Below are 12,390 nucleotides of genomic sequence, written 5' to 3'. Positions count from 1 at the left end.
TCTTCTCGGCAACCCGTACGGATTTCAGATGCGTATCCTGGTCAGCAACGACGACGGTTATTTTGCTCCGGGTATTTCGGCTCTCGCCGAAGCCTTGAGCACGCTTGGCGAGGTCACGGTGGTGGCGCCCGAGCGGGACCGCAGCGGGGCAAGCAATTCGTTGACCCTGGACCGCCCGCTCTCGCTCAAGCGCACGACCAACGGTTTCTATCATGTCAACGGCACGCCCACGGACTGCGTCCATCTTGCGGTGACAGGCATGCTCGACCATCTCCCCGACATGGTCGTCTCAGGCGTCAATCACGGCGCCAACATGGGCGACGACACGGTGTACTCCGGCACGGTTGCCGCCGCAACCGAAGGCTTTCTGCTCGGGGTTCCCTCCATTGCAGTGTCGCTGGTCAGCAAATCCGCCACGGATTTCACCGCAGCGGCGCGCGTCGCACGCGATCTCGCAGAGCGCTTCATGCGCAATCCGTTCCCGCGCCCGATGTTGCTTAACGTGAACGTTCCCGACGTTGCTTACGAACGTCTGCAGGGCACGCGTGTGACCCGTCTGGGCAAGCGCCACAAGGCCGAGTCGGTGGTGCGCAGCCAGACGCCGCGCGGTGAAACGGTGTATTGGGTCGGAGCGGCCGGGGGCGCGGCAGATGCGGGTGAAGGCACCGATTTTCACGCGGTTGCCAGTGGCTTCGTGTCGGTCACGCCGCTGCAGATCGATCTGACCCACACTGGCCTGATCGCGCCGGTGTTCGACTGGCTTCAGCAGTGATTACACGGGTGGCAGACGCGGGTCAGGCGGCGCGCGCACGCGCGCGCATGGTCGAGCGCCTTCGAACGCAGGGAATCCGCGATGAGCGCGTGCTGGCTGCCATGCAGGCCGTGCCACGCCATACGTTCGTCGAGGAGGGGTTGGCGTTCAGCGCCTACGACGACACGCCGCTGCCGATCGGATTTCAACAGACGATCTCGCAACCTTTCGTCGTCGCGCGCATGATCGAACTGCTCCGGGCGGGCCGCGAGCTGGGCAGGACACTGGAAGTGGGGGCCGGCTGCGGGTATCAGGCCGCGGTCTTGTCGCTGCTGGCTACCGAGGTTTACGCGATCGAGCGCATCAGGCCCTTGCTCGATCGCGCCCGCGCCAATCTGCGCCCCTTGCGTCTGCCGAACGTACGGCTGAAACTTGCCGACGGTAGTCTGGGTCTTCCAGAAGCAGCGCCTTTCGACAGCATCATTGTCGCTGCGGCAGCCATAGGTGTGCCGCCAGCGCTGAAGGAACAACTCGCCCCGGGGGGCAGGCTGATTGTGCCGGTGGGCGGCGCCGATCAGCGCCTGGTGCTGGTCGAGCGCCAGGGAAACGTTTTCCGGGAAAGCGGTTACGAAGCAGTACGCTTCGTTCCGCTCCTCGGCGGTACGGAATGAATAACGGTAATTTCGGATGCACACACGTTCAAGCTATTTCTCTCTTCTACTGGCCGCATTGCTGAGTGCCGGCTGCGCCTCGCAGGTCACTGCTCCGGTGCGCGACGGAGCGGGAGGCATCTCGACCGGGACGGCGACGCCCGCGCCGGCGTCCGGTTATCACACGGTTCGCCAGGGTGATACGCTGCTTGGGGTCGCCCGCCAATATGGCGTGACGTTGCCTGATCTGGTGGCGTGGAACAACGTCACCGACCCCAATCAGATTCACGTCGGGCAGACGATCCGGGTATCGCCTCCGGGTGCTGCGCCGGGTACGATCGCCGTGCCCGGCTCCGCTGGCGCCGTCGCTACGCCGGTGCCACCGATCGGCACCGAAGCCGGCTCAGTGCCGCTGGTGCGAGAGCCCATCGGAGGGCGTGCGCCTGTTGCTGAGCCCATCGTGCCGGAACAGCCGGCACCAGTGGTCGGTGAGCCGGCACCGGCTGCGGCGGGGAGCGGTCAATGGCAGTGGCCCGCCGGGGGCGCGCTGATTGCCGGTTACAACGAGGCCTCGAACAAGGGGCTGGATATCGGTGGCAGCGTCGGCGACGCGGTATACGCAGCATCGGCGGGCAAGGTGGTGTATGCCGGCAGTGGTCTCCGCGGATATGGCAAGCTGATTGTTATCAAGCATAACCAGGAGTACAACTCGGTTTATGCGCACAATGACAAACTGCTGGTGAAGGAAGACGATCAGGTTGTCCAGGGGCAGAAGATCGCCGAGCTCGGTAGCTCAGAGGCGGACAGGCCGAAGTTGCATTTCGAGATCCGCAAGCAGGGCAAGGCCGTCGATCCGATGGGATATCTGCCCGCACGATAAGGGGAAAGCATGGAAGAACCGGCGAATCTTGACGAACTGGAAAGTCATGAACCGGATCTTCCGCCCGAGGTGGAGGTTTTCGCGGCGCATGCGCAGCCCGTCGTCGAGAACGACTTCTTCAGTGATGTCACGCAACTCTACCTGAACGAGATCGGCGCCAATCCGCTGCTCACTGCAGCGGAGGAGCTCGAAATTGCCCGGCGTGTGCGCATGGGCGATTTCGATTCCCGGCAGACGATGATCGAGCGCAACCTGCGTCTGGTCGTCAACATTGCGAAGCATTACCTGAATCGCGGCATCCCCCTTCTCGATCTGGTCGAGGAGGGCAACCTGGGCCTGATGCACGCGCTCGAAAAGTTCGATCCTGAGCGCGGCTTCCGTTTTTCGACCTACGCCACCTGGTGGATCCGTCAGAACATCGAGCGCGCGATCATGAACCAGTCGCGCACCATTCGCCTGCCGGTGCACGTGGTCAAGGAACTCAACCAGGTGCTGCGTGCGCAACGCCATATCGAGGCGAATTCGAACGGCGAATCCTCGCTCGAGGGCATCGCCGAGCGCCTCGGCAAGAGCATCGAGGAAGTGCGCAGCATCCTCGCGCTCAGTGAGCATACCGCCTCACTCGATGCGCCACTCGATATCGATCCCACGCTGTCGATCGGCGAGTCTCTGGCCGACGAGCACCAGGCCAGTGCGGATTTGCAGATCCACGGCTCGGAAGTGGAATCCCTCGTGCGCGAGTGGATCACGATGCTGAGCGACAAGCAGCGCATGGTGATTCGCCATCGCTACGGCATCGATGAATGCGAACTACTGACGCTGGAGGAGTTGGCCGCGAGGCTGGACCTGACGCGCGAGCGCGTGCGTCAGATCCAGCTCGAAGCGCTGGGCCAGTTGCGCCGCATTCTCAAGCGCCACGGCATCTCGCGCGACGCGTTGCTGTGAGCGCTCAGGCGGTGCGTGCGTCCGCGCCAGAAGGGAAGGTGCGGAAGTAAAGTTCGCGGCTCGCGTAAGCCATCACCGGCAGGGTCAGCAGCAGCAGCGGCAGCAGCAGGGTGCTGATGATGATCACGCCCGCGAGCAGGACCGCCCAGCACATCATCACCCAGAAGCGGCCGAACACCGCACGCACACTGGCCACCACGCCAGAAACCAGTTGCGCCCGGCCGTCGTAGATGAGCGGGATCGAGAACGCCGACACGGTGAACAGGATGAGGGCCAGGATTCCGCCCATGATCGCGCTGTAGGCAGCGTAATTCACCACGACACCTTCAATTCTGAGCAGGCGCAGGAAGCCGAAGGGTTCGCGTCCGACCATGAACCCGTAGAGGATGCCGGCATCGGTCACCCAGATCAGGAACAGCAGGCCGCACACGAAGGATATGACCCAGCCGCCGCGGGGCATGCGCCGGAAGCCGTCCCAGATGTCACCGAAGGCGGCGTGGCGGCCCTTGCGCACTTTGTCGGAAACCGAGAAGAAGCCGGCGAGCAGGATCGGACCCACCAGCATGAACCCACCGGCCAGTGACAGGCTCATTGGTGCGATCTGTCCGAACTCGAGTACCGAATACATAAGCAGGCCGATTGCCACGAAGAGCGCGGAAAAGGCCACGCTGAGCAGCGGGATCGCCCGAAACTGCTCGACCCCGAAACGCACGGACGCCCCGAGGTCGGAAAACGCGATCGGCGCGGGGCGAAGATTTGCGGGGGTGTCGGGGGCGCTCGGGCGATCGGACATGGCGTGGGATCCTTCAGCGTCGCTCGGCGCGGATCCCGTCGACCACCCTGCGCAGGCGCAGCGCCTCGGCGAGCTCGAACACCGACATGGCGTAAAAACTGCTTCGATTGTAGCGCGTGATGACGTAGAAATTGCGGTAGCCGAGCCAGTACTCGGTTTGCGCCCCTGGTGTCTCGAGGTCGACCAGGGTGGCCGTGCCTGCGGCCGGGCGCCCGTCGAGGGTCGTGACGCCGTTCTGGTGCAGCAAGGCGGGATCCAGTTTGGGTTCGATGCCGGCGGCGATCAGTGCGGCGCTGTCGGTCTCGGGGCCGAGGCGGGCGCGGTCGGCGACCGGCGCATCCGTCTGCCAGCCGTGTGCGCGAAGGTAGTTTGCAATGCTGCCGATGGCGTCGACCGGGTCGTTGTCGAAGTCGATCTGGCCGTTGCGATCGAAGTCCACCGCATAGGCGCGGATGCTGCTCGGCAGGAATTGCGGGTAACCGAGCGCGCCGGCGAAGGAGCCGCTGTAGCTGGCCGGGTCGCGGTCCTGTTCGCGAGCGAGCAGGAACAGGGCTTCGAGTTCGCGTCGGAACAGATCGGCACGCGGTGGATAGTCGAAGGCCAGGGTGGCAAGCGCAGAGAGCGTCTCGAAGTTGCCTGTGTTGCGGCCGTATATCGTCTCCACGCCGATGATGGCGACGATGATCTCCGCCGGCACGCCGAACTCGCGGGCGGCTCGTTCCAGTTCGCCCGCGTACTGGCGCCAGAACGCCGTGCCGCCATCGATGCGGGTGTCGTCCAGGAACCGTGCCCGGTAGTTCTGCCATGAACGCACGCCTTTGCGGGCGGGGGGCGTGATCAGGCGGATGACCGTGGGGTCGTGGCGGGCCTGTGACAACGCGCGGTCGAGCTCGGCAGGGTCGAAGGCATGGCGCTCGGCCACGTCGGCGATGAAGGCCTGGGTCTCCGCGCGGTCTGAATAGGAGGCCGACGCGGTGGCGGGCAGGCCGAGGAACCATAGCCCCGCGGCCAGGCTGGCGCCGAGCAGGCGGAACTGCACGGCGAAGCGGCGCTTTCCGGATCGTGTGGAGGGCATCGTCGGACGCTGCTTCGGGGGCGTGGTCGAGGGGAAGGTCAAGGTCATGGGAGTCGGATCTCGTTCATCATTTTTTCCAGTGTGCGCAAGCCGGCGCTTGAACTCGGCGCGCCGTAACGAAGCCGGGCATAGGCTGAGCAGATTGCGCGCAGCCTGCCGGCCTGTTCCGGCAAGGCGTCGGCGAGGCGGTCGGCGTAGGCAAGCGGACCTTCCCAGGAGGGGCGGCTCACGCCTGCATGTTCCATACGGGTGCAGAAGCGATCCCAGGCTCGCTGTACGGGGTCGGTGGTCCGGCGCTGCCAGCTCGCCCAGGCGTAAAGGCCGAGGAGCAGCACCGCCGAAATCGCGCCAAGCATGCCGGCGAGTTTCAGGGCGCTTGCATGGCTGAGCCCGAGACGGGCAAGAAGTTCGCGCTGGCGGTCTGGATTGTAGCCAAGAACGTACTGGTTCCAGCTGTTGGACATGGCCTCCCAGCGGTGACGCACGTCGCGCAGCCAGGCCATGTCCGCCTGCAGCATGAAGTGCAGATCACCCTCGGCCGACAGCGCGGCGGCCAGCCCGTCCTCGATCCGCTCCGGAGCGGCGAGCGCGGTGGGGTCCACCCGCAACCATCCGCGCCCGTCCAGCCACACCTCGGCCCAGGCATGGGCATCGGACTGGCGTACGACGAGGTAGCCATCGACCGGATTGATCTCGCCGCCCTGATAACCGGTCACCACGCGGGTCGGAACGCCCGCCGCCCGCATCACGACCGCGAACGCTGACGCGAAGTGCTCGCAGAAGCCGCGCTGGCTGTCGAACAGGAACGCATCCGCGGTATGGGTGCCCAGCAGGGGCGGGCGCAGCGTGTACTTGAGGCGCGCGGCTCGCATGTGGGCGATCACGCGCTCGAGGATCTCGGCGTGGGAGGCAGCGCCGGCCGCCAGACGCGCGGCCAGTTCGCGACTGCGGGGGTTGCTGCCGGCCGGTAGTTGCGTCGCGGCAGCGAGTACGGCGGGGGATTCGGCCTCGCCGATGCGCGCGTCCGGGTAGGCAGTGAGGGCGAAGCGGGCGCGCGCCTGCACCGGTCGCGCGCTCAATGCGTGGTGATCGCTGGCGAAGCGCACGAGCGGCGCGGCCGCGCCCGGGTAGTCCATCGCCAGCAGCCAGCGCCGGTTGTGCGGCTCGAGCGTGAGCACGTAGTCGTACCTGCGCCCGGTGGCGACGTAGAAGGGCGTGTCGGCCTCGACGACCGGCGCTGCCGTCCACGTGCGCCCGTCGAACTTGCTGAGGATCGGGCCCCGCCAGTAGCGTTGCGAGGGCGGTGGCGGCGGGCCGTCGAACGCGGCGCGAAAGGCGATCGCCGCGGAGTTTCCGAGTTCGCTGATCGAGCCCGGGCTCATCGTGTCCGACAGGCCGGTGCGTGCGCTGAAGGCGTCGGCAGGCAATCCCCACAGGGGGCCCTGGATCCGCGGGAAGAGCACGAAGAACACGAGCAGGAAGGGCAGGCCGTGGACGAGCAGCAGGGCGGCGCTGCGCAGGTGCTCGCGCGCGCCCCCCGCGGGGTCGGCCAGTGCGACAAGGGCGCCGAGGGATGCGAGCGTGCCGAGCAGCGCGAGTGCGGCCACCGCCATCGACTGGTCTTCGAGGAACAGGGCCAGTTGCAGGAACAGGCACAGCAGCACCCCGGCGCGGATGTCGCGGGAGGAGCGCGCCTCGAGCAACTTCAAGCCGAGCAGCAAGGCGAGCAGGGCGACGCCCGGATCCTTGCCGAAAAAGTGGCCGAACTCGAGGCGCACACCGATTGCGGCCGCGCTCGACAGACCAAGGAGCAGCAGCGCGGGGGGCGGACGTGTGCCCTGCCATAACAGTATGCCGCGCCAGGCCAGCAGCAGCAGGCAGAGTGCATGGATCCATCCGGGCAGCCAGATGCCGTGCGGTGCGACGGTGAGGGCTGCGGCCACGAGCAGCCAGGTGGCTTGCCGGCGCTCGAGCGGCGCCGCACGGGTCGCGGCCGAGATGGCATCGTCCGGACGTGCGCGCTTCAGGGCCGCGGCCAGCCGCATCAGGTGCCCCGTCATGTCTGCCGCCCGCTGTCCCGAGGGTCGCTGCCGAACAAGGCAAGCTCGCGCAGGCAGCGGTCACGATGGTCCCGGCCAAGGCTTGGGGCAAGGCTCGTCTGCGCCAGCAGCAGCCCATAACGGCGCCCGTCCTGCTCGGCGCGCAGGATCCATGCGCTCAGTCGCGACAGGCGCTGTTCGACGTCCAGGTGCACTGGGAGCGCGGACCAGTCCAGCAGCACGTCGCCGCCCCGAGTGGCGGCGTATTGCTTGGTCAGCATCGGCCCCCCGCGAGCCAGCGCCTTCCACGCCACGTGTCGCGGCGAGTCGGCGCTCCGGTGCGCGCGCAAGCCTGCGAAGTCGTCATCGCCATCGCGCACGCTGGCCCCCGTCCCCACGCCGCCCGCGCCGTCCTCGGGCAGCGGCGGCGGATCGGGCTCGGGGGTGGGATGGACGATGCAGTCGGCCTCGGGCACGAACACAGTCCACGCCCGTATCAGCCCGAGCGGCCAGGTGGTCTCGATGACCATGCGGCCGATGCTCAGGCGGCCGCGGCGCACGGTCGGGCACGCGAGCAGTACGGTCGATTCCGTAGCCGGCTCGAGTTCGAACGCGCTGCTCTGCCCACGCGCGCGGAGCCTGAGTGCGGGGCGTCGCGAGTCGCGCGCGTTGTCGATCTGGAGCCGAAAACCGGCTGCTTCTCCGGCGAAGACCGGCTCGCAGCGTCCTGGTCGCAGCGAGAGCCCGAGCAGGTTGCGAAACGCATGGACGATGCTGGCTGTCGCTGCGCCGCCGAGCAGGAAGACGAGGGCATAGCCCAGGCTGAGGTTGTAGTTGATGGACGTCACCAGCATCACCACGAGCGCGATGGCGAACCCCAGCCCGGCCGCCGTTGGCAGCACGTAGATCCGGCGCTGGGTCAGGCGGATCGGCGCGGTCTCGGGCGCGCCGACGCGAAACAGCCAGCGATCGGCGCCCTGGCGCAGGGCGTCCGCGAAGGATGCGCCCAGGCGCATCAGCGGACAGCGACCGCCTGCATCAGGCGGACGAGTGTCGCCGGCGGGGCCGGGCGGCCATCGCCGGCCAGATGCAGGCGATGCGCGGCCACGTGCGGGAACAGGGTCTGGACGTCGTCGGGAAGGACGTGGTCGCGACCGTCGAGAAGCGCCCAGGCGCGGGCGGCTGCGATCAGGCCGAGACCCGCGCGCGGGCTCAAGCCATTGACGAGCTCCGGGCTGGTGCGCGTTGTGCCGAGCAGGGCCTGCACATAATCGACCAGGGCCTCCGAAACGTGCACGCGCTGCGCGGCGTGCTGGAGTTCGAGGAGGGCAGCGGGACTGGCGACCGCGGACTGGCGCTCGAGCAGCTCGCGCCGGTCCTCGCCCATCAGCAGCGCACGTTCGGCGGCGCGGTCCGGGTAGCCGAGGCGGATGCGCAGCAGGAAGCGGTCGAGCTGGCTCTCGGGCAGCGGAAAGGTGCCGATCTGGTGCGCCGGGTTCTGGGTGGCGATCACGAAGAACGGTTCGGGCAGCGCCAAGGTCTCGCCGTCAGCCGTGACCTGACGTTCTTCCATGGCTTCGAGCAGGGCGCTCTGCGTCTTCGGTGTGGCGCGGTTGATCTCGTCGGCCAGGATCAACTGAGCGAACACCGGCCCGGGGTGAAAGCGGAACGCGCTCGTGCCGCGATCGAAGATCGACACGCCGAGGATGTCGGCGGGCAGCAGGTCGCTGGTGAACTGGATGCGCTGGAACTGCAGCCCCATCAGCCGTGCGAGCACATGGGCGAGGGTGGTCTTGCCCACGCCGGGTACGTCCTCGATCAGCAGGTGGCCGCGCGCGATCAGGCAGGCCAGCGCGAGGCGCAGTTCGTGCCCCTTGCCGAGGATGATGTTGCCGGCCGTTTCGAGCAGGCGATTTGCATGATGCAGGGGCATTGCGGGCGTACTGTGAAATTAGCCGGGAAGCGGTGATAATAGACGACAAAGCAAGCCAGTCCGGATGATCTGCATCACGATGACTGGCACGACAAGTGTCTGGCTCGGATGGCTCTGGTCGCCAGGCCGGGCGTTCGCGATCGGAGAGGGAGGAGTATGACCACCACAGCATTCATCACGCACCGTGACTGCTGGTTGCACGACATGGGGTCAATGCACCCCGAATGTCCTGATCGGCTGTCGGCGATCAATGATCGCCTCATCGCTGCAGGGCTGGACATGTACATCTCCTTCTACGACGCGCCAGTCGCCGAGCGTGAGCAGATCACCCGCGTGCACCCGGCCGAGTACCTGGAGAGCCTGCTGGGCAACGTGCCCGAGCACGGCATTCGCCACCTCGACCCCGACACTGCGATGAGTCCGGGGACGATGAAGGCCGCGCTGCGCTCCGCTGGTGCCGGCGTATACGCCACCGACCTCGTCATGAAGGGTGAGATCGAGAACGCCTTCTGCGCGGTGCGTCCGCCCGGTCATCACGCCGAGCGTGCCAAGGCGATGGGGTTCTGCTTCATGAACAACGTCGCCATCGCTGCGCGTCATGCCCTCGAGGCGCATGGCCTTGAGCGGGTGGCGATCGTCGACTTCGACGTCCACCACGGCAACGGCACCGAGGACATCTTCCGCGACGACCCGCGGGTGATGATGGCGGGCATCTTCCAGCATCCGTTCTACCCCTACAGCGGTGCCGACAACCCGCCGGCGCACATGTGCAACGTGCCCCTGCCGGCCGGCACGCGCGGAGACGCGTTCCGCCAGGTTTTCACTGACATCGTCGTGCCCGCACTGCGCAGCCACAATCCGCAGATGATCTTCATCTCGGCCGGTTTCGATGCGCACTACGAGGACGACATGGGCTCGCTTGGCCTGCTCGAAGCCGACTACATGTGGGCGACCAAGCAGATCAAGGACGTCGCCGAAGACTGCGGCCACAAGCGCATCGTGTCGATCCTGGAGGGCGGCTATTCGCTGTCCTCGCTTGCGCGCTCGGTGGTCGCCCACATCAAGACGCTTGCCGATCTTTGAAGCGCCGATTTTTGATCCGAATTTCTATCGACGCCACCGCGGGGCCTTTCACGCACGCTTGCACGCGTGTCGCACTGGCTCCGTGTCGGCGTTAGAATCGAACCTTTAATTTCTCCCCGACGCCATGATTACCGGATCGCTAGTCGCCATCGTCACGCCCATGCAGGACGACGGCAGCCTTGACTTCCCCCGCCTGCGCAGCCTCATCGACTGGCACATCGCCGAAGGCACCGATGGCATCGTCGTCGTTGGCACCACCGGCGAGTCGCCCACGGTTGACGTGGATGAGCATTGCGAGCTTATCCGCGCTACCGTCGAGCACGTGGCGGGACGCGTGCCAGTTGTCGCCGGCACCGGTGCCAATTCGACTGCCGAAGCCGTCGAGCTCGCTCGTTTCGCCAGCCAGGCGGGTGCGACCGCGCACCTTTCAGTCGTGCCTTACTACAACAGGCCCACGCAGGAAGGTTTGTACCGGCATTTCCGCACGATCGCCGAGGCGGTCGAGCTGCCGCTGATCCTCTACAACGTGCCGGGCCGTACCGTGGCCGATCTCGCCAACGACACCACGCTGCGCCTGGCCGAGATCGCCAACATCGTCGGCCTGAAGGACGCCACCGGCAACATCGACCGCGCCTGTGACCTGATCGAGCGCGCGCCTGCCGACTTCGCCCTCTACAGCGGCGACGACATGAGTTCGGCCGCCTTCCTGATGCTCGGTGGCCACGGCGTCATCTCGGTCACCGCCAACGTCGCGCCGCGCGCGATGCACGACTTGTGCGCGGCCGCAGCCAGCGGCGACATGCGCACCCTGCGTGAAACCAATGCCGCGCTCACCGGTCTGCATCGCGACCTGTTCTGCGAGGCCAACCCGATCCCGGTCAAGTGGGCCGTTGCGCGCATGGGCCTGATCGGTGATGGCATGCGCCTGCCGCTGACGCAATTGTCCGAAAGCCACCACGAGCGTGTGCTCAAGGCCATGCGCAAGGCCGGCATCCAGGTCTGACCCGAATCTCTCTGTCCAGGAATTCCATGAACCGTTCCACGCGCACCTCACTGTCCCTGCTCGCACTCTCGCTCGCGCTCGGCGGTTGTTCGGGATCGCTGCTCGAATCCAAACGGATCGACTACAAGAGCGCCCGCCAGATCGAGCGTCCGCTCGAGATCCCGCCCGACCTGACCGCGCCCCAGCGCGACGACCGCTTCGCCGTGCCCGACGTGTCACCGCGCGGCGTCGCGACCTACTCGGCTTACAGCGCCGACCGCGCCGGTCAGCCGGCCACGGCGTCGGCTGCGAGCACCGTACTCAGCCCATCCGAATCCATGCGCATCGAGCGCGCGGGAAGCCAGCGCTGGCTGGTGGTTGGAGGGACACCCGAAGAGCTGTGGCCGCAGATCAAGGATTTCTGGCTCGAGCTCGGTTTCATCCTCAATATCGACAGTCCCGAGATCGGCGTGATGGAGACCGACTGGGCGGAGGACCGCGCCAAGATTCCGCAGGACTTCATTCGCTCCAGCATCGGCAAGGTGTTCGACGGTCTGTTCTCCACCCCCGAGCGCGACAAGTTCCGCACCCGGCTGGAGCAGGGCAAGGAGACCGGCACCGTCGAGGTCTACATCAGCCACCGCGGCATGATGGAAATCTATCCGACCGAAGCCAAGGATTCGACCATCTGGCAACCGCGCCCCGCAGACCCGGAGCTTGAGGCCGAGATGCTGCGCCGGTTGATGGTTCGACTGGGCGCCGAGGAGGCCCGTGCCGACGCGGCGATTGCGACCCAGCAGACACCCGAGCGTGCGCAGATCAGCGCGGCGGGCGACGGCCAGGTCATGCTCGTGATGGAAGAGCCATTCGATCGTGCCTGGCGACGTGTCGGGCTCGCACTCGACCGCATCGGTTTCACGGTCGAGGATCGTGACCGCAACCAGGGCCTTTACTTCGTCCGCTACGTCGACCCCGATGCCGATAACCGCAGTCCTGACAAAGGCTTCCTGTCGCGCCTGGCCTTCTGGCGCAGCGACGACAAGCCGGCGCAGGGCGGCAGCGAGTACCGTCTGCGCGTCGAGGGGCAAGGCGAGGGTTCGCGGGTCAGCGTGTTGAGCCGCGAAGGTGGTCAGGACAACTCGGAAACCGCGCGCCGCATGCTGGGTCTGTTGCACGAGCAGTTGCGCTGACCGTTCTTTGATCAAACAAAAAGCCGGCTTCAAGCCGGCTTTTTGTTTCACGGAAAGTCTGACGCGTGA

At 66.5% G+C, this 12,390-nt stretch carries 12 protein-coding genes; 7 read left to right on the top strand and 5 right to left on the bottom strand.

Features of this window, described 5'->3' with window-relative positions; genetic code table 11:
- Positions 1-28 precede the first annotated feature (28 nt).
- The 4 genes from surE to rpoS are packed head-to-tail and all read left to right on the top strand — an operon-like array spanning position 29 to position 3,226.
- Complete coding sequence (surE, locus tag RBT54_RS04680) at positions 29-772, top strand: 5'/3'-nucleotidase SurE (RefSeq protein WP_320364620.1); 744 nt, start codon at positions 29-31, stop codon at positions 770-772.
- Positions 769-1,422 (top strand): protein-L-isoaspartate(D-aspartate) O-methyltransferase, encoded by a 654-nt coding sequence (locus RBT54_RS04675; RefSeq protein WP_320364618.1) that lies wholly within the window; start codon positions 769-771, stop codon positions 1,420-1,422. The genes surE and RBT54_RS04675 overlap by 4 nt, the downstream gene beginning before the upstream one ends.
- A gap of 16 nt (positions 1,423-1,438) precedes the next feature.
- Positions 1,439-2,281: a peptidoglycan DD-metalloendopeptidase family protein gene (locus RBT54_RS04670; RefSeq protein ID WP_320364616.1), complete on the top strand. Its 843-nt coding sequence runs from the start codon at positions 1,439-1,441 to the stop codon at positions 2,279-2,281.
- A gap of 9 nt (positions 2,282-2,290) precedes the next feature.
- Positions 2,291-3,226: an RNA polymerase sigma factor RpoS gene (gene rpoS, locus RBT54_RS04665; protein ID WP_320364614.1), complete on the top strand. Its 936-nt coding sequence runs from the start codon at positions 2,291-2,293 to the stop codon at positions 3,224-3,226.
- A gap of 4 nt (positions 3,227-3,230) precedes the next feature.
- Here rpoS and RBT54_RS04660 read toward each other — a convergent pair whose 3' ends face one another.
- Genes RBT54_RS04660 through RBT54_RS04640 form a run of 5 tightly spaced genes read right to left on the bottom strand, consistent with a single transcriptional unit; the run spans position 3,231 to position 9,066 of the window.
- The gene (locus tag RBT54_RS04660; RefSeq protein WP_320364612.1) at positions 3,231-4,019 is read right to left on the bottom strand and encodes a DUF2189 domain-containing protein; all 789 of its coding nucleotides are present in this window, start codon (positions 4,017-4,019) and stop codon (positions 3,231-3,233) included.
- A gap of 13 nt (positions 4,020-4,032) precedes the next feature.
- Positions 4,033-5,094 (bottom strand): lytic murein transglycosylase B, encoded by a 1,062-nt coding sequence (mltB, locus tag RBT54_RS04655; protein WP_413788422.1) that lies wholly within the window; start codon positions 5,092-5,094, stop codon positions 4,033-4,035.
- Between the two features lie 44 nt (positions 5,095-5,138).
- Positions 5,139-7,154: a DUF3488 and transglutaminase-like domain-containing protein gene (locus tag RBT54_RS04650; protein WP_320364608.1), complete on the bottom strand. Its 2,016-nt coding sequence runs from the start codon at positions 7,152-7,154 to the stop codon at positions 5,139-5,141.
- Positions 7,151-8,149 carry a DUF58 domain-containing protein gene (locus RBT54_RS04645; RefSeq protein WP_320364606.1) on the bottom strand — a complete coding sequence of 333 codons (999 nt, stop codon included), beginning with the start codon at positions 8,147-8,149 and terminating at the stop codon, positions 7,151-7,153. The genes RBT54_RS04650 and RBT54_RS04645 overlap by 4 nt, the downstream gene beginning before the upstream one ends.
- Positions 8,149-9,066, bottom strand: coding sequence for a MoxR family ATPase (locus tag RBT54_RS04640; RefSeq protein WP_320364604.1), 918 nt, complete (start codon positions 9,064-9,066; stop codon positions 8,149-8,151). Before RBT54_RS04640 ends, RBT54_RS04645 begins: the two co-directional genes overlap by 1 nt.
- A 156-nt stretch (positions 9,067-9,222) precedes the next feature.
- On the opposite strand from RBT54_RS04640, the gene RBT54_RS04635 reads away from it, so the two are divergent.
- The 3 genes from RBT54_RS04635 (at position 9,223) to bamC (ending at position 12,321) form a co-directional block, all read left to right on the top strand.
- The gene (locus tag RBT54_RS04635) at positions 9,223-10,149 is read left to right on the top strand and encodes a histone deacetylase family protein (protein WP_320364602.1); all 927 of its coding nucleotides are present in this window, start codon (positions 9,223-9,225) and stop codon (positions 10,147-10,149) included.
- Positions 10,150-10,273: 124 nt separating this feature from the next.
- Positions 10,274-11,152: a 4-hydroxy-tetrahydrodipicolinate synthase gene (dapA, locus tag RBT54_RS04630; protein ID WP_320364600.1), complete on the top strand. Its 879-nt coding sequence runs from the start codon at positions 10,274-10,276 to the stop codon at positions 11,150-11,152.
- Between the two features lie 26 nt (positions 11,153-11,178).
- Positions 11,179-12,321 (top strand): outer membrane protein assembly factor BamC, encoded by a 1,143-nt coding sequence (bamC, locus tag RBT54_RS04625; RefSeq protein ID WP_320364598.1) that lies wholly within the window; start codon positions 11,179-11,181, stop codon positions 12,319-12,321.
- Positions 12,322-12,390: the final 69 nt, after the last annotated feature.

It is taken from the genome of Thauera sp. (assembly GCF_034003485.1).
Taxonomy (GTDB): domain Bacteria; phylum Pseudomonadota; class Gammaproteobacteria; order Burkholderiales; family Rhodocyclaceae; genus Thauera.
This window is presented reverse-complemented; position numbering and strand designations above follow the sequence as displayed.